At 67.5% G+C, this 19,231-nt stretch carries 17 protein-coding genes and 1 pseudogene; 4 read left to right on the forward strand and 14 right to left on the reverse strand.

The window, feature by feature from the left end; translation table 11 throughout:
* Positions 1-44: 44 nt before the first annotated feature.
* The 4 genes from ACFY4A_RS23260 to ACFY4A_RS23275 are packed head-to-tail and all read right to left on the reverse strand — an operon-like array spanning position 45 to position 4,412.
* A complete protein-coding gene (locus ACFY4A_RS23260; protein WP_390726913.1) occupies positions 45-968 on the reverse strand; it encodes a carbohydrate ABC transporter permease in 924 nt (307 codons plus the stop codon).
* The gene (locus ACFY4A_RS23265) at positions 965-1,894 is read right to left on the reverse strand and encodes a carbohydrate ABC transporter permease (RefSeq protein ID WP_390831273.1); all 930 of its coding nucleotides are present in this window, start codon (positions 1,892-1,894) and stop codon (positions 965-967) included. The genes ACFY4A_RS23260 and ACFY4A_RS23265 overlap by 4 nt, the downstream gene beginning before the upstream one ends.
* 20 nt (positions 1,895-1,914) lie before the next feature.
* Complete coding sequence (locus ACFY4A_RS23270) at positions 1,915-3,228, reverse strand: ABC transporter substrate-binding protein (RefSeq protein ID WP_390831274.1); 1,314 nt, start codon at positions 3,226-3,228, stop codon at positions 1,915-1,917.
* A gap of 2 nt (positions 3,229-3,230) precedes the next feature.
* A complete protein-coding gene (locus ACFY4A_RS23275; RefSeq protein WP_390831275.1) occupies positions 3,231-4,412 on the reverse strand; it encodes an ROK family protein in 1,182 nt (393 codons plus the stop codon).
* Positions 4,413-4,593: 181 nt separating this feature from the next.
* Here ACFY4A_RS23275 and ACFY4A_RS23280 point away from each other — a divergent pair, with 181 nt between their 5' ends.
* Positions 4,594-6,753, forward strand: a complete 2,160-nt coding sequence (locus ACFY4A_RS23280) for an alpha-galactosidase (protein WP_390831276.1) — start codon at positions 4,594-4,596, stop codon at positions 6,751-6,753.
* Between the two features lie 761 nt (positions 6,754-7,514).
* Here ACFY4A_RS23280 and ACFY4A_RS23285 read toward each other — a convergent pair.
* Both ACFY4A_RS23285 and ACFY4A_RS23290 read right to left on the reverse strand, forming a co-directional pair.
* Positions 7,515-7,916, reverse strand: a complete 402-nt coding sequence (locus ACFY4A_RS23285) for a Zn-ribbon domain-containing OB-fold protein (RefSeq protein WP_390831277.1) — start codon at positions 7,914-7,916, stop codon at positions 7,515-7,517.
* A 1,218-nt stretch (positions 7,917-9,134) separates the two neighbouring features.
* Entirely contained in the window at positions 9,135-9,365 is a 231-nt protein-coding gene (locus ACFY4A_RS23290) for a hypothetical protein (RefSeq protein WP_390726966.1), read from the reverse strand.
* Between ACFY4A_RS23290 and ACFY4A_RS23295 the strand changes: the two genes are divergently transcribed.
* Complete coding sequence (locus ACFY4A_RS23295; RefSeq protein WP_390831279.1) at positions 9,315-9,737, forward strand: amidohydrolase family protein; 423 nt, start codon at positions 9,315-9,317, stop codon at positions 9,735-9,737. The genes ACFY4A_RS23290 and ACFY4A_RS23295 overlap by 51 nt on opposite strands.
* Before the next feature lie 62 nt (positions 9,738-9,799).
* Here the strand turns inward: ACFY4A_RS23295 and ACFY4A_RS23300 are convergent.
* A pseudogene (locus ACFY4A_RS23300) lies at positions 9,800-10,000 on the reverse strand (transposase); the annotation flags it as partial.
* Between the two features lie 122 nt (positions 10,001-10,122).
* Here ACFY4A_RS23300 and ACFY4A_RS23305 point away from each other — a divergent pair.
* Positions 10,123-11,115: a glucosyl-3-phosphoglycerate synthase gene (locus ACFY4A_RS23305; protein WP_390831352.1), complete on the forward strand. Its 993-nt coding sequence runs from the start codon at positions 10,123-10,125 to the stop codon at positions 11,113-11,115.
* Between the two features lie 442 nt (positions 11,116-11,557).
* Here ACFY4A_RS23305 and ACFY4A_RS23310 read toward each other — a convergent pair whose 3' ends face one another.
* Positions 11,558-13,027, reverse strand: coding sequence for a class I adenylate-forming enzyme family protein (locus tag ACFY4A_RS23310; protein ID WP_390831280.1), 1,470 nt, complete (start codon positions 13,025-13,027; stop codon positions 11,558-11,560).
* A 94-nt stretch (positions 13,028-13,121) separates the two neighbouring features.
* Between ACFY4A_RS23310 and ACFY4A_RS23315 the strand changes: the two genes are divergently transcribed.
* Positions 13,122-13,253 (forward strand): hypothetical protein, encoded by a 132-nt coding sequence (locus tag ACFY4A_RS23315; RefSeq protein ID WP_390831281.1) that lies wholly within the window; start codon positions 13,122-13,124, stop codon positions 13,251-13,253.
* A gap of 71 nt (positions 13,254-13,324) precedes the next feature.
* On the opposite strand, the gene ACFY4A_RS23320 is transcribed toward ACFY4A_RS23315, so the two are convergent.
* From ACFY4A_RS23320 to ACFY4A_RS23345, 6 genes are all read right to left on the reverse strand, one after another.
* On the reverse strand, positions 13,325-13,858 hold the full coding sequence (locus ACFY4A_RS23320; RefSeq protein ID WP_390831282.1) for a VOC family protein: 534 nt from the start codon (positions 13,856-13,858) through the stop codon (positions 13,325-13,327).
* 40 nt (positions 13,859-13,898) lie between these two features.
* The gene (locus ACFY4A_RS23325) at positions 13,899-15,131 is read right to left on the reverse strand and encodes a cytochrome P450 (protein ID WP_390831283.1); all 1,233 of its coding nucleotides are present in this window, start codon (positions 15,129-15,131) and stop codon (positions 13,899-13,901) included.
* Positions 15,132-15,193: 62 nt separating this feature from the next.
* On the reverse strand, positions 15,194-15,739 hold the full coding sequence (locus tag ACFY4A_RS23330) for a chromate resistance protein ChrB domain-containing protein (protein ID WP_390831284.1): 546 nt from the start codon (positions 15,737-15,739) through the stop codon (positions 15,194-15,196).
* 46 nt (positions 15,740-15,785) lie between these two features.
* Positions 15,786-16,274, reverse strand: a complete 489-nt coding sequence (locus ACFY4A_RS23335; protein WP_390831285.1) for a nuclear transport factor 2 family protein — start codon at positions 16,272-16,274, stop codon at positions 15,786-15,788.
* A complete protein-coding gene (locus ACFY4A_RS23340) occupies positions 16,271-18,601 on the reverse strand; it encodes a CaiB/BaiF CoA transferase family protein (RefSeq protein ID WP_390831286.1) in 2,331 nt (776 codons plus the stop codon). Before ACFY4A_RS23340 ends, ACFY4A_RS23335 begins: the two co-directional genes overlap by 4 nt.
* Entirely contained in the window at positions 18,598-19,227 is a 630-nt protein-coding gene (locus tag ACFY4A_RS23345; RefSeq protein ID WP_390726898.1) for a carboxymuconolactone decarboxylase family protein, read from the reverse strand. The genes ACFY4A_RS23340 and ACFY4A_RS23345 overlap by 4 nt, the downstream gene beginning before the upstream one ends.
* Positions 19,228-19,231 lie beyond the last annotated feature (4 nt).

Consider the following 19,231-nt stretch of genomic DNA (forward strand, 5'->3'; position numbering starts at 1 on the left):
AACCGGCAACCGGCAACCGGCGGTCGGGGCGTCGGGTCGGCGGCTCAGCCCTTGCCCGAGCCGATGGTGAGGCCGCTGATGAACTGTCGCTGGAGCGCGAAGTACACCAGCAGTGTGGGGATCGCGGTCATGAGAGCACCTGCCGCGATGAGGTTGGGGTTGGTGAAGTAAGCGCCCTGGAGATTGGCCAGTGCGGAGGTGATCGGGCGCTTGTCACCCGTCTCGATCAGCGCGAGTGACCAGAAGAAGTCGTTGTAGATCCAGATGGATTCCAGGGTTGCGAGTGCCGCGAACGCCGGACGGCAAAGCGGCAGCACGATCTGGAAGAACTGCCTCCACACCGAGGCACCGTCCACGAGAGCGGCTTCGAAGATCTCTTTCGGGATCGTCTTCATGTAGTTGCTCAGCACGAAGGTGCAGAAGCCGCTCTGGTAGGCGATGTGGATGAAGATGATGCCCCATAGGGAGTTGTAGACGAGCAGCGAATCGCTCATCCACGCAGGCAGCGGCACGAGAAGGTACAGCCGGTACAGCGGCGTGATCAAGACCTGCGCGGGGAGCAGATTTCCCGCGGTGAAGAGCATCAGCAGAGCGACGTTCCAGCGGAAGTCGAACCGCGAGACGAAGAAGGCCACGGCTGCGGCGAACAGCAGGGTGCCGAGCACTGCCGGAACGGTGATGAGTACGGAGTTCCAGAAGAAATGTGGCATCCCGGACTGGTTCCAGGCGTCTGAGAAGTTCCGGAGGCCGATGCTGTGCGGCCAGGACAGATACCCGTGCCGGGCGGTGTCGGAATACGGACGCAGGGAGGTGTACACGGCCCAGAGCAGCGGCACGAGCCACAGCAGCGCTATGCCGCCGAGCATGATGTGGCGTCCGGTCTGCCGCTTCGGCCTTGCGGAGCCCGCGGTGTGATGCGTCCGCGAGGGGTGTGACCGGCGGGCCGGTGGTGCGGCGGTCGTGGTCACTGGTCCTCCTTGCGGAATGTCCGGGCGAGGAACGTCCCGATTGCGGCCAGGGAGACGATGAGCAGGATGACCGCGAGCGCGGACCCGTATCCGATGTGGCTGGACTCGCCGATGATGTTGTCGGTGATGAGCAGCGACAGCAGTTCCATGCCGGGCTTGCTTCCGGTACCGCCGCCGAGGACGTAGACGACGTCGAAGGCGCGCAGTGACTCCATGAGGGTGACGACCAGGACGATGATGTTGACCGGTTTCAGGGCCGGCAGCACCACTCTCATGAAGGTCTGGCGTCCATTGGCGCCGTCGAGCGCTGCCGCCTCCTTCAGGGCGGGGTCGAAGCCTTTCAGGCCGGCCAGGTAGAGAATCATGATGTAGCCGGCGTGCCGCCACCCGGAGGCGACCAGGACGGCCCACAGGTTGAGGTTGGGATCGCCCAGCCAGTTGATGTGGTGGCCGATCACACCGTCGAGCAGGCCGGTGTCGGGGTTGTAGATGATCTCCCAGATGAAGCCGACGACCGCCAGGGACAGCACCATCGGCATGAAGATTGCGGTCTGGTAGACGCGGGTGAAACGGATCCTGTGGTCGAGCTGGTAGGCCAGGAAGACCCCGAACGGGGTGGGCAGCAGCGCCGTGAACAGCAGCCAGATCAGGTTGTGCCGGATGGCCGGCCAGAACGGCGGGTAGTTGGTGAAGATCTCGTGGTAGTTGCCCAGCCCGATCCAATGGATGTCGGACAGGGTGAGGCCATCCCAGCTGGTGAAGGACAGGCCGACGGAGGCGAGCGCCGGCAGCCACACGAAGGCCAGCAGGGCGAGCAGCGGGATGCCGACGGCAATGGTAAGGAAGAGGCGGTCACCAGGACCGAGCCGGCGAGGACGAGGGTGTGCGAGCGACGGAGACCGACGCGCGGTGCGCACGGAGGACATGGTGAACCCCTCCGGTAGGGTCAGGCCGTGAAGAAGCGAGAGCGCTGTGACTCGATCTTCTTGAGCAGGGCCGAGCCGTTGTCGGGGTGGTTCAACCATTCGGTGAAGCCGGGCTCGACCACGGTGGAGATGAATCCCGGATCGCTGTCGCGGTCACCGAACTGGGTGATGTGCTGGGCACTCGCTATGAGTTCGGCGGCCTTCTTCTGCAGGGCGCTGTACGAACCTGTTCCGGCACCGGAGTTGACGGCCACGTTGCTCGGGTCGATGCCCATGTAGACGCCTTCGGCCTTCGCGCCGCCGAGGAACTCGAGGAGCTTGGTGGCACCGTCGAGGTTCTTCGGCCTGCGGCTGAGCATGAAACCGTCGGTCGGCGCCTCGACCGTGTCCTGACCGTAGGCCGGGTCGATCTCCGGGAAGGGGAAGAAGTCGATGTCGGATCGGAGGGAGTCGTCGGTGATCTGCTGGCCGATGAAGAGGCCGATGATCGCCATTCCGGACTTCTTGTCGAGCAGTGACTGCGCGGCGTCCTGCCAGGAGCGGCCGCCGCCGTTGGTCTGGTAGTAGGGGGCGAGCTCGTGCCACAGGCCGATGGTCTTGGCCGCGCGAGCGTCCGTCCAGGCGACCTGGCCCCTCATGAGGGACATGTGGAAGTCGTAGCCGTTGGCGCGGAGGTTGAGGTAGTCGAAGGCGCCGAGAATGCTCCAGCTGTCGCCGCCGCCGTAGCCCGAGGCGATCGGCGAGAGGCCGTCCTTCTTCATCTGCTTGGCCAACGCGATGAACTGGCTCCAGTTGGTGGGGACCTGGTAGCCGTGCTGCTGGAAGACGCTCTTACGGTAGAAGACGGCCCATGGGTAGTTGTAGAGCGGCACGAAGTAGTACTTCCCGTCCTCGCCCTTGGACAACTGCTTGGTGGCGTCGCTGTAGCCGGCGCCTATCTTGGCCCATACGTCGTCAATGGGGCTGGCCAGGCCCTTTTTGGCGAAGTACTGCATGCGGTAGCCGGCGAACCAGGTGAAGACGTCGTCCGGGGTGCCCTGGAGGTAGGTGGAGATGCTCTTCTGGAAGGTGTCGTGGTCGACGACGTTCGTCTTGACCGTGAGGCCGCTGTCTTTCTGGAAGGCGTCCGTCACCGCGGCGTAGGCCTTCTTCGGGGTGGCGTCCCCGCCGTTCGATCCGAAGGTCACCGTCTTGGGGTCGGACCCGGCCCCCGAGCCGCAGGCGGCAAGAGCGGGCACGGCCAGGGCGGTGGCCCCGGCACCGAACAGCCCCTGGAGCACCGTTCTGCGGCTGGGTCCTGCGGCGGTCCGAGAGCTGCGGATCTGCGGCGTCATGGCTACTCCTCGTACGTGTCTGATCCGATGAAGGACTGGATCGCGGTGGCCGCGGCCCCACGCGCCCACTCCTCGAAGGGCAGGGGACGTGTCATCACGTCGCACTGCGAAGCGGTACCGAAGGCGGACGCGGCGAACGCGTCGCGGATACCCTCGGCGAAAAGGTCGTAGGCGGCCAGGCCCTCCCCGGAGATGATCACCCGCTCGGAACCGAGGATGTTCACCAAGGAGCCGATGGCCTTGCCGATGGCCTCGCCGGCCCGTGCGTAGACCGCTCGGACATCGGGGTCTCCGCTGTGGGCCAGGTCCAGCGCCTCGCTTGCAGCGGTCACGTCCTTGCCCGTGGCCTCGCGCACTGCGCGGAGTATCGCGGGGTCCGCCGCGATCGCCTCAACGCACCCCCGGTTACCGCAGTGACAGAGCGGGCCGAGCGGGTCGAGGGACAGATGCCCGATCTCGCCGGCCACGCCGTGCGCGCCCGACACCACCCGCCCGTGCACCACCAGGCCACAGCCGATGCCGGCGCCCACGGTCACCAAGGCGAAGTTCAAGAGTCCGACTCCGGCCCCGAACCAATGCTCGGCGACCGTGAGCGCCCGCACGTCGTTGTCGACCGTGACCGGTAGCCCGGTCGCGGTCCCGACGATCTCGGCGAGTGGTACGTCCCGCCACTCGAGGAAGGGCGAGTAGCGGACGACTCCGTTTGCGCGGTCCACGTCTCCCGAGATCGCGAGGCCCAATCCCCGTACCGGCACACCGAATCCGTCGGCCTCAGTGAGCAACTCCTGTACCAGGGAGGTGATGGCGGGGAGCACTGTGTCAGGTTCGCGGCCCGTGAGCGGTACGCACCGGGCGATCCGGATACGGCAGCACAGGTCGGCCAGCACAGCGATGATCTCGTCGCCTGTCACCTTGATCCCGATGAACATCGCCCTCCCCGCCTCCACCCACACCAGGCTGGCCGGACGTCCCACAGCGGGCCGCGCCCCTTCGTCCACGCCCTCGGCCAGATAACCGAGCTCCATCAGCGGACGGACCGCCTTGGTGACGGCGGCCGGGGAGAGCCCGGTCCGCCGCCCCGTCTCGGCCCGGGTGAGCGGACCGTGGGACAGCAGGGTTGTGAAGACCAGGGAAGCAGCCGGCGTCATCGGCGGGGTCGCCTCGGGGGAGGGGGTCGAGCGCATGGCCGGAAACCTAGGGGGGTTCTTTTTCGCTGTCAATGAAAAAAGCACGCCTCTTTTGAAGCACGTGAGTTTCGCGCAGTCAGCCTGGAAAACCTAGATAGTGACCGGGTGTTGACACGTGATCCAAGGCAGAGTTGGCTGCGCACTGCTCCTGTGCGGCACTCTCCGAACGTGAGGATCCATGTCTGCGATCTCCTTCGACCCGGCCTCCGGTGTCTGGTTGCTCTCCACTGCGCGCACGTCGTACGCGATGCGGATCGATCACACGGGAGCGCCCTGTCACGTCGCTTGGGGACCTCGGCTACCCCTTGCAGCGGCCGGCCAACTCGTGCGTCCTGATGCGGGGGAGATCAGCAGCTTCGAGGGCCGCTCCCCGGCCGGCGAGGAGTTGCCGGTCGACGGTGGGGCCCGGTACGGAGCACCGTCCCTCCGGGTGCGCTTCACCAACGGCACCCGTGCCTTCGAGTGGGCGCCCCTGGGCCACCGAATCAGTGAGTCGGCGCCCGGAACGACGGAACTCGCCCTGGAGTTCCGTGACCGCCACCACCCGCTGGCGGTCACCCTCCACTACCGTGTCCACGACGACACAGATGTCATCGAGCGTTGGACCGTGCTGCGCAATGCCGGGCAGCAACCGATTGCTGTGCTGCGCGCGGATTCGGCCGCTTGGACGCTGTCGCCGCGCGACGACTACCGGATCAGCCATGTCACGGGCCAGTGGTCGGCGGAGGGCCTGCTGCACCGGGAGCCGGTTCCGCACGGCGAGACCGTGCTCACCAGTCGGCGAGGCATCACCAGCCACCACGCGAACCCGTGGTTGATGCTGGACGCCGGTGACGCCACCGAGGACCGGGGAGAGGTGTGGAGCGCGGCCCTGGCCTGGAGCGGAAGCTGGCACCTCATCGTGCAGCGCACGCCCGACGGACGTGCGTCCTTCACGGGCGGAGCGGGGCATGACGGAGCGGAACTTCCACTCGGCCCGGGCGAGGAGTATGCGACCCCGCGCTTCGCGGCCATGTACACCGACGGTGGTTTCGGTGCGGCGAGCCGCGCCTGGCACGCGTACGTCCTGGCTCATGTGCTCCCGCACCCGGACGAGACGCGCCCCGTGCTGTTCAACTCCTGGGAGGCAACCGGCTTCGATGTCGACGAGGCCAGTCAGAAGGCGCTTGCGGCCCAGGCAGCGAAGCTGGGCGTGGAGCTCTACGTCGTCGACGACGGTTGGTTCCGAGGCCGCCGCGACGACACCGCCGGTCTCGGCGACTGGGCACCGGACTCCAAGCGGCTCCCCCAGGGGCTGGGGCCGCTGGTCGAGGAGGTCCACCGGCTCGGGATGCAATTCGGCCTGTGGGTGGAGCCCGAGATGGTCAACCCGGACAGCGACCTCTACCGCGCACACCCCGACTGGGTGTTGCACCTCCCACACCGCACCCGCACGGAACTGCGCAACCAACTGGTGCTCAACTTCGCGCGTGACGACATCGCCGAGTGGGCGTACGGATGGCTGACCCGGTTGGTCGCGGACAACGGGATCGACTTCCTCAAGTGGGACATGAACCGCGCCTTCAGCGAGGCCGGCTGGCCCGCCCGTGAAGACGGCCAGGACCTTCTGTGGACGCAGTACGTGCACAACCTCTACGGCGTCATCGACCGCCTGCGTGCGGACCACCCCGGGCTGCGGATCGAAACGTGCAGCGGTGGTGGCGGCCGCGTCGACCTCGGCATCCTCTCCCGTACGGACCAGGCGTGGCCGTCCGACAACACCGACGCGGTAGACCGGGTCTCCATCCAGCACGGCTTCGGCCAGATCTACCCGGCACGGGTGATGGCGGCCTGGGTGACGGATGTGCCCAACCAGCTCACCGGCCGCTCGGTGCCGCTGCGTTACCGCTTCCATGTCGCGATGGCGGGGGTCCTGGCGGTAGGCGGCGACCTCGCACACTGGACACCCGGGGAATTCGCCCAAGGCGCGGATCTGGTGGCGGAGTACAAGAAGGTCCGTCACATCGTGCAGCAAGGCACCCAGTACCGGCTGCGCGGCCCCGTCGACGACGGACCGACCGCCGTGCAGTACACCACCAGGGACCGCCGGGAGGTCTTCGTGCTGGTGTGGCAGCGGGCACCCCGCCACGGCACGCCGCGCCCCGTCCTCAGGCTCGCCGGCCTGGATCCCGCCGCGCGCTACCGGGACGCCGCTACCGGCGCCGTGCATCATGCGTCCGTACTGACCGGGTACGGGATCACGCCCGAACTGCCGGTCGGGGACTGGTCCAGTACCTCCCTGCACTTGATCAGGGTGGACGACGTGGCGGCCGACGGCACCGGCTCCTGGACATCATGAGTCCCTGGACACTGTCAGGGCTGATGCCGACCTAAGAGGTCGCGCAGACAACAGCGCCGCGAATTGGTCCCAGAGCGGTTCGGCCAGCCATGAGGACAGAAGGGGCACAGGTCTCCTCAGTGATCACAGAGCGTCGCAACTCCCTGATCATCGGGACCTGCGCCCGCCTTACTGCCGGGGGGCGATGGCAGGGGCGCAGCTCGCGGGGATACTGAGGGGCCATCAGGCAGCCTGAGGACGGCCCGCCAGCGACGGGGCGGCCGTCTGAGCGCGAGTGCTCACCCATGGCATGCATACGTGCCCGTCATGCGCGTGCCTGCTCACTCCGACGTGTGCCCGTCCGCTGACCACCGACCCGCTGCGTTCTGGTGACCGTGGAACTGTACCGGCTGCTGGTGTGTCGCATCTCTTGGAGCCACCACTGGGTCTGGTGCGTGCCCGATGATCTGGCTGGCCCATAGCCCCGGCCGGCGGCGCCGGCTCAGCCGCGTCACCCTCGTCATGTGGGCGCTGGTCACCGTCTTCCGGCTCGTGCCGCGTCTGATCCGCGGGGAGGGCGGGCCCGCGCACACCAGTCCGTACCCTGAACTGCTTGCATGGTCCAGCAGTGTCTACGCCGTGTGCGTGGTGCTTACCTTCCTGGCGCTGGCCCTCGGCCCCGCGAGGAGCAGGCCGGAGCCCGGGAACCGCTCGAGGCCCGCGTCCTGCCGGACAGGTCGTTGCTGTCCTGACTCACCGCCGCACACGGACGGTCGGCAACCTCACGCGCGGTACTCGTGCAGCAACTTGAAGACGGGCTCGCCCCGTACCGGGTCCCGCGCGGTAGACAGCCGCACCCGGCTGCCGTGGATGCCGATGAGCGCGCCCATGACCCGGCCCCGGACGACGAACCCCTCGTCCATCTCTATCAGCGACACATTGCGCGCGGCGGGGGTGTAGCGGTGCACGACGGTGGAGCGCCGGACGGTGCCGGTGCCGTCGCTGCGCTCGGGCCGCAGGTCGCTGCCTCGGCAGGCCGGACACAGCACCCGCTGGTACATGGCCGTTCCGCACCAGGTGCAGCGCTGGAAGTACAGGGCCTCCGGCTCGTGGCTTGCGGGCTCGAGGAGGCCGGTCGCGGAGCTGCCCGCCGGATGAGCGGCGTTTCCTGAGTGGTGGTACACGCTGGTCAACTCCCTGCGCTGGGCCGGAAATTCCGCGTGCGGGGCAGCCGTGCGCCCGTGTGTGCGGTCGCGCTGCCACCGTGCACGGCACAGGCTATGGCACTCAGTGCCGCAAGTAAAGGAACTCCGTACCATCACTTGTTGGGGGCCGGGGACGGCGGGCCGTGCGCGAGTGCTGTCTCGATCTCCCGCGGCACCCGCCACAACGGCGCTCCGCGCCGCGACACCACGACGACCACGTCCTCCTCCCGATGCCCGCCGGGCTACCCGCCCGGCCGGGGCGACGGGCGCGGCGAGGGCGGCGGGGGAGTCGCCGGAAGCATCCCACACGAGCCTTCACCGCTGGCCTTGCACACTGTGCAGTGCCGGTTCGGACGCTCGCGGCCTGCCAGGGGATTACCTGCCGAGGGCGTGGAATGGGGTGCCGTCGGGGCAGAAGGCACAAGCCTCCTCGTACGCCCACCGACCGACGCCGTCCTCCGCGCACACGCTGACCAGGCTGCGAGTCCCCGCCCACCGGCCGCCCGTGCCAGGCGGGTGGTGCGCGGGTACCTGACCAGCCCGCCGCGCGCGTCTGTCGTTGCGGCCGCCAGGGCGCCCGACCTGCGGTCGGAAACCCGTCTACATGCGTAAGCGGCCCTCACCACGACCCTGACCCTCCTGTACACGTGCTTCTGGCTCACGGCCCGCCGCAGCACTTGGGTCCGGCGCACCAGGGCACGCTGACCCGCACCCCCACACTGCTGCACAGTCATCCGGCCCCGCATCCCGGCTGACCCGAGGGTGCGGGCCGCTGAGCAAGGAGCCCAACCGTGCCCGACACCCCCCAGACTGCCGGCACGCCGGGCCCCGCCCTCAGCAATTACCCATCGACAATGTCGGTGCGGCGCTGACCGATCCGCTCGGCGTGCTTCGAGCCTGGACGGAACTGGGCGCCGAGCCTCGTCGGTCCTGCCGATGAAGGTGGAGGCCGGTGGTGTGGTGTCCCTGTCCCGTGCGGTATGTGCCAACCCCCGGGTGGCCCGCTACGAGGGGGCGATCCCAACGTAGCGACCAGCTTCCGTTGAACTGACTCCTTCGGCCCGCTGGCGTTCGGTCAGTGGACAGATGGCTGACACGCAGTTCCCCTGACAGACCTTGTACGGACAAGCAACCGTTTCTCCCCTTCTTGAAAATCCCAAATTTTAGCCGACATCTTGGCAGCTTGTATCTACAGGCCTAACCTTTGGTCACCTGCAGAACCCTCTGGAGCGGGAGGTTCACATGGCGAATTCGACACGATCCTTCGCGGCGGCACCGTCGCGACGGCATCGGGTTGCCGAAGTTCGAGGGAGACATCGGCATCAGGAACGAGAAGATCGCCACGATTGACAGGCTGCGCTCGTCGACCGCGGAGAAGTGATCGACGCGGACGGCCTGATCGTCGCACCGGGCGTCGTCGACGCCCACACCCACTACGACGCCCAGGTGTCTTGGGACCCGTACTGCACGATCTCGGGTTGGCACGGCGTAACGAGCGTCGTCATCGGCAACTGCTTTGCGTCGTGTCGCTGGCCGATGCTGTCGATGACCCGCAGGCCCGGTGCTGAGTGTCATCCCGGTGGAGGACCCCGCTTCCCTGCCGCGATCACGAGGGACATGGGCTTCTGCCCCTCTTCGACAGCCGGGTGCAGCTTGGTGGTCAGCCCGCCGCGCGAGCGGCCGAGCCCGTGGTCGGCCGGCTCCGCCTGGACGCCGCCAGACGGCTCCTTTTGCAGCTCCCCCTTTCCCGCGCCCCGGCGGCGTGCTGGTGCGCCCGGTACACCGTGGAGTCCACGCTGATGTCCCAGGTGATCAGGTGGTTGGCATCTGCCCCGGGCCTGCAGCGCGGTGAAGATCCGCTGCCAGGTGCCGTCCCGCTGCCAGCGGCGGAACAGGTCGTACACCCGCCCCCTCGGGCCGTACTCGGCGGGCAGGTCCCGCCCGGTACGCACCCGAAACCGGATGCCGTCGATCAACTGCCGCCGCGTCCACATCGGCGGCCGCCCCGGCTTCTTCCCCGCAGGCAACAGCGGTTCCAACACCGCCCATTGCTTATCCGTCAGCTCACTGCCTCATCCGGACACTCAACGAAAGCAGGACGCCGGAGATTTGAACGGTCAGGGAGCGCACGCCGGTGAAGCTTCCTAACTGTGCGTCTGCGTGGTTGACCGATCGGTCGGGTTTGGTGAGTTCATGCGAGCAGGGTACTCACCTCGGATCACTTACTCGCGGGAATGGTCGTCGGGAGACGGAGGACTGGTTCGCTGGTCGCACCCACCACTGGCAGGAATGGACGGTTGCGGAGCTCGTTGCTGCCAAGAAGGCGACCGGGCAGTCGGTGAGTCTTGTGGTCCCGGCCCACAATGAGGCGGCCACGGTGGGCCAAGTCGTCTCACGGGTGCGCGAGACGCTGGTGGGTACAGTCGCGTTGCTCGACGAGGTCATCGTGATCGACTCCGACTCGGATGACGACACCTATGCCGTGGCAACTGACGCCGGGGCGATCGTGCATCGTTGCTGCGATATCCGTCCGGACCTCGGTACCCACCCAGGCAAGGGCGAGGCGATGTGGAAGTCGACGTTCGTCACCAAGGGAGATCTGCTCGTCTTCATGGACGCCGACCTCGTGGACTGGGACACCCATTTCGTGTCCGGCCTGCTTGGTCCGCTGCTGACAGAACCCGCTGTGTCTATGGTCAAAGGCTTCTACGAGCGTCCCTACCGCTCAGGCAATACGGTCGCGGCGTACGAAGGAGGACGCGTCACCGAACTGGTGGCACGACCGCTGATCGCCCTGCTGTATCCGGAGCTCGCGGGTGTGGTGCAGCCTCTCGCGGGCGAGTGGGCGATCCGTCGTCCGCTGTTCGAGTCGTTGCCGGTGCCCACCGGCTACGCCGTCGAGCTGGCCGCTCTAATCGACACCGTTCGTGTCGCCGGCACGGACGCGATAGCCCAGGTGGATCTCGGCCGCCGCACACATCGACACCAGGCTTTGCTGGATCTCGGTGCGATGGCGACGCAAATCATGGCGGCGGCCTGGTCTCGGTCGTTGGACAGGCCCGCAGCCGATGAGGTGATCTTGCGCCAGTACGTCTCGGGAGACGGGGTGATCCAGTCCAGGGATCGTCACGCGCAACTCATCGAACGACCGCCCGCGAAGTCCGTGCCCTCGGCCTGACAGGCCGTGACCGGTTCACCGCGGAAACGACTCAATGCCCTGGAGGAACCTCTCGATCTCCCAGCGCTGGGCGTACAGCGCTGCGAGTTCCTCGCTGGGGCGGCCTTCTGGTCAAGGATGCCGGTGATCAGGCAATGCCGCGTAGTTAGCGGCTTGCGGTGGGCGTCAACCTGCGGATTTCGCTGGAGGCACAGACACGGGAACGGGGCCCCTGGTAGAAGCGGGAGACCGACCAAGATCTTCCTGCTTCGAGAGAGGCATCTCGCCACGATGTCGTCGGGAAACGGGCCCGGCTCGTAGTAGTCCCCGATGACAGGGCGCCACCTCACCAGATCGACGTCCACTCGACATCGGCGCCCGCTCGACCTGATCGTCTAGGAAGCGTCCCAGCGCAGCCGGCCGACGCAGCGGGCCGGCCGATGTGCAGGAGAGCGGACTGCGATCACTCCGCCCGGGCGAAGGTCGCGACGAGTCGGCGGCGCAACAGTTTGCCAGTGGCGCTGTACGGCAGCGCGTCGACGATGAAGACATCGTCGGGGGTCCGCGAGCCACGCAACCGACTGCGCATGTAGGACCTCACCTCGTCCGTCGTGGGCTCCTGCCCCGGTTCGGCGACGACAGCCGCTGCCAGCCGCTCACCCCACTCGTCGTCGGGCAGGCCGAATACAGCGCAGTCCTGTACGCCCGCCATCCGCACCAAGGCGTCTTCAACCTCGGCAGGCGCGATGTTCTCGCCGCCGCGGATGATGACATCGTCGCTCCGGCCGTCGACGTAGAGATAGCCGTCCTCGTCGAGCCATCCCCGATCGCGGGTGGCGAACCAGCCGTCGGCATCGAGGACGCTCCCGAGCCCGACGTAGGCTCCGGACACCTGCGGACCACGAACCACGATCTCCCCCACCGCCCCGGCCGCCAACAGGCTTCCGTCGGCATCGCGGATGCCGATCTCCACGCCCGCCACCGCACGGCCCGCGCTGCCCAGTCGTGCACGCATCCGGGGCTCGCTCGACACGATCGCCCGGCGGTGATCCTCGGGGCCGAGGACGGCGATGGTTGACGATGTCTCGGTCAATCCGTACGCGTTCGTGAAATCCACCTCGGGAAAGGCATGGAGTGCGCGTTCCAGAACGGGGGCGGGCATCCGCGCCCCGCCGTAGGCGAGGGCCCGCAGGCTGGGCGCGTCGGCACGCTTGCCGTCCAGGTGGTCCACGATTCGGGCGAGCATCGTCGGGACGACCATGGCTGAGGTGACGGATTCGCGCCGCACGGTGGTCAGCCAACCAGCCGGCGAGAACTGCGGGAGATGGACGACCCGGCGACCGCTGTAGGTACTGGTGAGCGCCGACGCGACACCCGCTATGTGGTACGGCGGCACGGTCACCAGCTGGCTCTCGTCGATGCCTGCGCCGGCGAACTCCACCGTGCCCAGAACATAAGAGACGAGATTGGAATGCGTCAGGACGACGCACTTCGGCCTGCTCGTCGTACCGCTGGTGAACAGCAGGACGGCCGGATCGTCGTCGGTCGTGTCGGCCGGATCGGCCGGTTCCGCCGCCAGTGCCTTCGCCAAGAACTCCTCGGTGGTGAGCAGACTGCGCCCGGGCCGTCGCAGCGCCTCGGCGAAGTCCGCGTCTGCGATGACGAGCGGCTGCTCGAGCGTGGCAAGCAGTTCGTCCAGCGCCGGAGTCGAGAGTCGATAGTTCAGTGGTACGGCCGGCACGCCGGCGTACGAACTGCCGAACAGGACGATCGGCAGGAGCGGCCCCATGACAGCGACGGTTGCCATGTGGGTGGCACCGTGCTCGGTTGCAATGGTCGCCGCGCCTCGGCTCAGCGCCGCAAGGTCGACGTAGCTCGAGCCGTTGTCGTGCGATCCGATCGCGATGCGTTCCCCGTAGCCGTCCACGGCCATGTCCAGCAGTAGTTCGATACCCATGACAACTCCTCGGTGGCCTGCCGCCGATCCGCCTCGTCGGCGCGCTGGATTACGGAACGGTCCGCAACGCGTGTTCCGGACACTCGCTCACACCCAGGCCCGCGACCTCTTCCTTGCCCGTCGGCACCGCTCTATCGCCGACGACGCTGTAGGCCTCGTCATCGAGCGGGAACAGCTCCGCGTCGACGTCGGCGCCCCGTAGAGCCGGACGCGCAGGTCGTTGACGTCCATGCCGATCGGGTTGTCCTCACGTGTGGCGCTGCCCCCGCTGTCTCACTTGGTCGCGGCTGCCACGTCGGCCCGCAACAGGAGCGACTCGACCGGCTCGCCGGCGTTGAGCCGGGCGCGCAGGTCGTCGACGTCGACGTCGATGCCGATCGGGTTGTCCTCGAAGTACTGCGAGCGGAAGAACTGGTTCAGCTCCTCGATCCGTGCGTAGTTGTCGACCTGGAACTCGACGCCGTTCCCATCCGGGTCCCGGTAGTAGAAGGACGTCGTGGGTCCGTGGTTGACCGTCCAGTACGGCTCGATACCCACCGCCTTGAGCCGGTCGTGCGTGTCGATCAGATCGCGCAGGTCACGCCGGGTGTACGCAACGTGGTCGACGGCGCGCGGCCGACCCGGTGGTACGAACTTCCGGTCGCTGACGATGGCGACACGGTGATGCTCGTCGTCATAGGTCAGGAAGCAGATGAAGTCGTTCTCGAAGGCGACGGACGCATCAAGCATTGTCTGGTACCAGTGCCGCAGCCGCGGTAGGTCGTTGGTGCGGTAGACGACGTGCGCGAATTTCAGCGGAGGAGCCATGGCGTCCTTCCCTTCTTTGCCTACGGTCGTGCGTGACTTGTCAGTGCCCGCCGGGCGTGAACTGCAGATCCAAGCGCTCGAGACGATGGCCCAGCGGGCCGCCGATGTAGTTGGGTTCGAACCCGGGCGCCAGGCTGAAGGGGCCGAGTCGGGACAGCAACTGCTCGAACCCGATGCGCAGTTCGGCGCGTGCCAGCGGGGCGCCCACGCAGAAGTGGATCCCGATGCCGAAGGCAAGATGCGAGCGGACATTCTCCCGCTCGAGCTCGAAGTCGTCGGAGTGGGGGAAGACCGAGTCGTCGCGATTGGCGGAGCCGAACAGCACGAGCAGACGCGATCCTGCTGGGATGTCGACCTCGCCGATGCGGGTGTCCCTCGTCGCTATCCGCGGGATGCCGAGCACCGGCGAGTCCCGGCGCAGCACCTCCTCGACGAAATCCGGGATCAGTGCGGGGTCATTGCGAAGCCGTTCCTGGACCCCGGCGTCGCGGGCCAGGGTGAGCATCCCCGAGTTGAAGGTACTGGCGGCCGTCTCGTTCCCACCCAGGATCAGTTGAACGAAGATGTTCATCAGTTCGCCGGACTCGAGCGGGGTCTCACCGGCGTTGCCGGCCCGCAGGATCGCCGAGGCGAGGTCGTCGCGGGGGTTGGCGAGGCGGTCTTCGACGACCGCGCCGAAGTAGCGCTGAAACGCGACCCACTTGTGCGCCCGCCCGATGAACTCGGCCTCGGGCACCACGCGCGCCCGGATGCCCTGTAGCGCCTCGGTCCATTCCTTGAACAACGAGAGGTCTTCGCGGGGCAGACCGAGCGCGTCGCTGATCATGGTGAGCGGAAGCGGGCCGCTGAACTCGCTCAGCATCTCCGCCCGCCCGCGGTCGATGAAATGATCGATGAGGTCGTTCGCGACCGAGCGGATCATCGGCTCGACCTTGGCCACCTGGCGAGGCGTAAACGCGCGGTTGACGAAGCCGCGATGACGTTTGTGGGTCTCTCCGTCGGTGTGTGCGAGAGCCGGACACTCCGGATAGCCCTCCGCCATGATCTTGTCGACCGACGGCGGCCGCTCGTTCAGGGTCAGCCGGGACGAGCCGAACCCGGGGTTGAACGCGGCCGAGAACGTGTCCGGGTTCCGCAACACCATCAGGACGTCCTCGTGCCGCGAGACCACGTAGCCGATGCCCGGCTGTTCGCGGACTGGCTCGGAACGCAGCTGCTCGTAGTACGGGTACGGGCAGGCGTCGTACAGACCCTGATCGATCGTGTTTGTCATCGAGGCTCCTCGCGAGGCCGACGCGCGCCGTGGCGTTGGCCGGCCCACTAATGCTACCGGTGCTAGTTTTCTGGTGGAGTCATCCGCCAGGCGGGATCGATCAGACGCGCGCGCCAGTACGCCCGGCGGCCGACCGGATCGCGCGGAGCGGCCTTTTGTTCCGCGCGGCTCAGTACCGCCATCTGGCACAGGACGTAGAGCGAGTCATACAGCGGCGTTGAGATGCGAATGATGTCCTCGTCGCTGTTGAACACACCCAGAGCGGTACCGAGCCCGTCCAGGGCTCGGCCCAGCGCGGCATGAGCGGGCGGCTGCCCGTCCGGAGGATCGATCCGCAGCGCCCAACGCACCCCCGCCGCCACGATCGCCGCCATCTCGCAGAGCGCCCGGTCCTCAAGGTCGAACTTGCGCATCACCTTCTCGAACGTCGTGCCGTGTTCGTCGTGCGCGCTGAGCTCCACGCCGGGCACTCCGAACGGGATCGCACCGTCCGGCAGCTCGGTCTGCGGGTGCCAGCCCACGAACTCGAACGACGCGTCGGGATCGATGAACCGGCGGATGAGCCACGGCGTCGCGGCACGGTCGAGATGCAGGTGCGATCGCGTCACCCACCTCACCATGGCCTCCCAGGACTGGCGATCGGCATCGGGACGGTCACCGGCTCGGCGGCTCGCGCAGCGCGCCGTCGGGGAGGGGTCCGCCGGTCTCCACGCAGGTTCGCGTGCGGAATCGCCAGCGACCGTCGCTGCCCCGGACCAGCTCGGTGTGGTATCGGCCGGTCGCTGCGACACTGATCGAATCGGCCGTTGTCGCCACGACCACGTAGGTCCACCATGCGCGGGCGCTGTCCCCGTCCAGCTCGATGACCGGTTTGCCGGGCATGTGCATCAGGTGGACGCCCTTCTCGCGCATCGGTTCGACGTTGCCGCGCACGAAGTCCACGATGGCCTGACGTCCGCGGGGAGTGCGCTGGGGCGACCCGTCGCCCCACACCTGAATGCCACCGACCGTCGCGGCTTCAGCATCCTCGGTGAACAGGTCTCCCCACTCGTCGTAGCGTCCGAAGTCGACGAGATGGCTGTACAGGGTGATGGTGCGTTCGATCGCTTCGCGATCGTCTTGAGCCAAAGGGCCGCTGGTCATCTCACTCCTCCATCTGGTTCGGTCCGAGGCAGCTCGTCCGCGGTGGTCTCCTCCATCGCCGTCCCGGGCCAATGGTGTACGAGGCCGGCGGCCGCCAACTCGTCGATCTCTTCGCGCGAATAGCCGAGTTCACCGAGGATCTCGACGGTGTGCTGCCCGACGACGGCCGGCGGGACATCGAGCTGAAGGTCGAGGTCGCAGAACTCCCACAACGCTCCGGGTTGCTCGAGCCGGCCGTACTGCACGTGCTGGTAGCTCGTCGCGAGCCCGCCCCTGCGAACCTCGGCGTCGAAGAACTCCTGCTCGTGATCGCGCACGACGCGTTCGGCCGGAATGCCGGCGTCATCCAGCTCCTTGACGAACCACTCGGCGTCCCGATCGGCGAGCGCGGCCGGCAATTGTTCGTCGGTGTCCACCCGCGCGATGCGGCGTAGTGCGGCACGATCACCGTCCCGGAACGCGCACACCGCTACCCAGTCGTCACCGGCCAACCGGTAGATGCGGTAGCCAGGGCCGAGGCCGGTCTGCTCGTCGTCGATCGCCGGGTACGGGGCGAGGCGCCCGCTCTCCAGGAGCATGGTCGAGCTGTTGGTGAGCGCCGCGATGCCGAGCATCGACACCGAGACGAATGCCCCCTCTCCGGTGACGTTACGGCGCAACAGAGCCATCAAGGCGGGCATCACCGATGCCATCCCGGACTGCACGTCCCAGACTCCGAAGCGGTACCAGACCGGCCGACCGGTGCGGGAGCCCGATTCGAGGGCCCATCCTGACGCGGCCGAGGCCGTAGGGTCGTAGCCGGGCCAGTCCTTCTTCTCACCGGTGTGTCCGTACGCGCTCACGTGGCAGAGCACCGCGCGCGGATTCATCGCGTGCACGGTCTCGTAGTCGAGACCGAGCTTGCTCGCCGCACGCAGCCGAAGATTGTGGTGCACGATGTCCGCAGACTTGATGAGCCGCTCCAACACGGGCCGGCTGCGCTCGTCCGTCAGGTCGATGGCGAGTGAGCGCTTCCCACGGTTCACACCTACGTACAAGGTCTCGAAGTTCCGAACCCGGTCGCCGCCGCGGGCAGGCTCGACCTTTATGACATCGGCGCCGAGATCGGCGAGCAGCAACGGCCCGCTCGGGCCCGCGACATACATCCCGAGATCCAGGACGCGGACCCCCTCGAGCGGCCGGCGGACCGGCTTTCCACTCAGCACCTGCGGCCTCCGGGGTGACCACTCGCCCAGCGCGACTCCGTCGTGCTCACCGAGTCGCGGAGCCGGACCGCGCACCGTCGCCGGCGGTTCCACCCGAAAAGGCGCAGCGGCCTGCCTGACCCGGCCCCACACCGGGTCGGTGACATCGACGACGTACCCGTTCGCGATAGCCTGCGGGTCCGAGAACACAGAGCCGAGCGGCTCGATCGCCCCGACCGGCACGTCCCCCTCGTCGAAGGCCCGGATCCACTCGGCACGCGGCCGACGACGGAAGACGTCCCGGTACACCGCCAGTTGTTCATCGGTCGGCGCCCAGCCGTCCACTGCGATGAAGTCGTGACCCGCTTCGAGCATCGTCTCGATGACGAGCGGGTGCTCGGTGTATCCCGTCAGCGTCGCGATCTGCATCCACTCACCGTCGGCGCACTGAAACATGCAGCGGAGCATCCCCTCGCCGCCTCGTGTCAGCGGGATCTTCTCGGCGAGAGCGGTACTCGGCCGCTCGGCGCGGTTCCACACCGGCATGAGAGTCGCCAGCATGCCCTGGAGCAGGCTGGTGTGGGCACACCCGCCACGGCCATTGGCATCACGCGCGACGAGTCGGGCCAGCACTCCGGCGGTGACGAGGTGCGTAGTCATCCAACTGGGAAGCGGCAGGCGCATGAAGATCGGTCCGGCGCGGTTTCCGATGAGCTCGTCCATCGCGCCCGACCGCGCCTGGACGAGGATGTCGTAGCCCGGCCGGTCGGCATCGGGGTGCAGAGCCGGGTAACCGAGTACGGCTGAGACGACAAGGCGCGGGAAGCGGGTCGTGAGCGTCTCGTCGTCCAGACCGAGTTCGGTCGCCTTGCCCGGACGCAGTCCGTGTACCAGGACATCCGCATTTGCGAGGAGGTCGTCCAGGCGGGCCCGGTCCGGCGCGGAGCGCAGGTCGAGCGTGATCCCGCGCTTGCCGCGATTGGCGGTGGCGAACAGAGATGTGTCTCGGAACGGGTCTCCGCCCGGGGGCTCGACCTTGATCACATCCGCGCCGTACTCGGCCATCAGGCGAGTTGCCATCGGTCCGGCGATTCCCGTGGTCATATCAATGACGCACAACCCGGCCAGCATCGCGCCGCTCATGATCGCGGCCTCCGGCCCGGACGACCGTCGTCCGGATAGATGAGACCCAAGGCGTCGAGCATGGTCTGGACAAACCCGCCCCACCAGCCGACGATGGCGATCAGTTCGAGCGCGCCGGCTTCCCCCCACTCGGCGCTGACGCGCTGCCAGGTGTCGGCGGCGACGCCCGCACCGCGTGACAATTCCTCCGTGAGGGCGAGCGCACCCAGTTGCGCGGCGCTGAACAGGTGCGACGGCGGGGACGACCCCTCAGCCAGGGCGGCGATCTGGGAGTCGGTCAGACCGGCCTCCCGGGCCATCGGCACGTGTTCGGCCCATTCGTACTGCACCTCGCCGCGCGCAGCCATCAGAAGGATCACCGCCTCCCGGACATTCGGTGGGATCACCGAATGGTTGTTCAGCGCGTCTGAGAGGAGAACAAATGGCCGGAAGAGGACGGACGCATTGGCGAGCACCTGGAGGACCGTATAGTTCTGGCCGGTCGCTTCCAGCTTTCCGAGGACGCGGCTGACGTCGCCGTCCGTGTCCTGGCTCGTGCGACGTGCGAACACGCGGTGGTTGGGAGCACGCACCGGCCCGGAACGCGGCAGCCTCGTGAGGGCCTGGTCGACCGTGTCGTCCGACATGGCT

Source organism: Streptomyces sp. NPDC001292, from assembly GCF_042896465.1.
Taxonomy (GTDB): Bacteria; Actinomycetota; Actinomycetes; order Streptomycetales; family Streptomycetaceae; genus Streptomyces.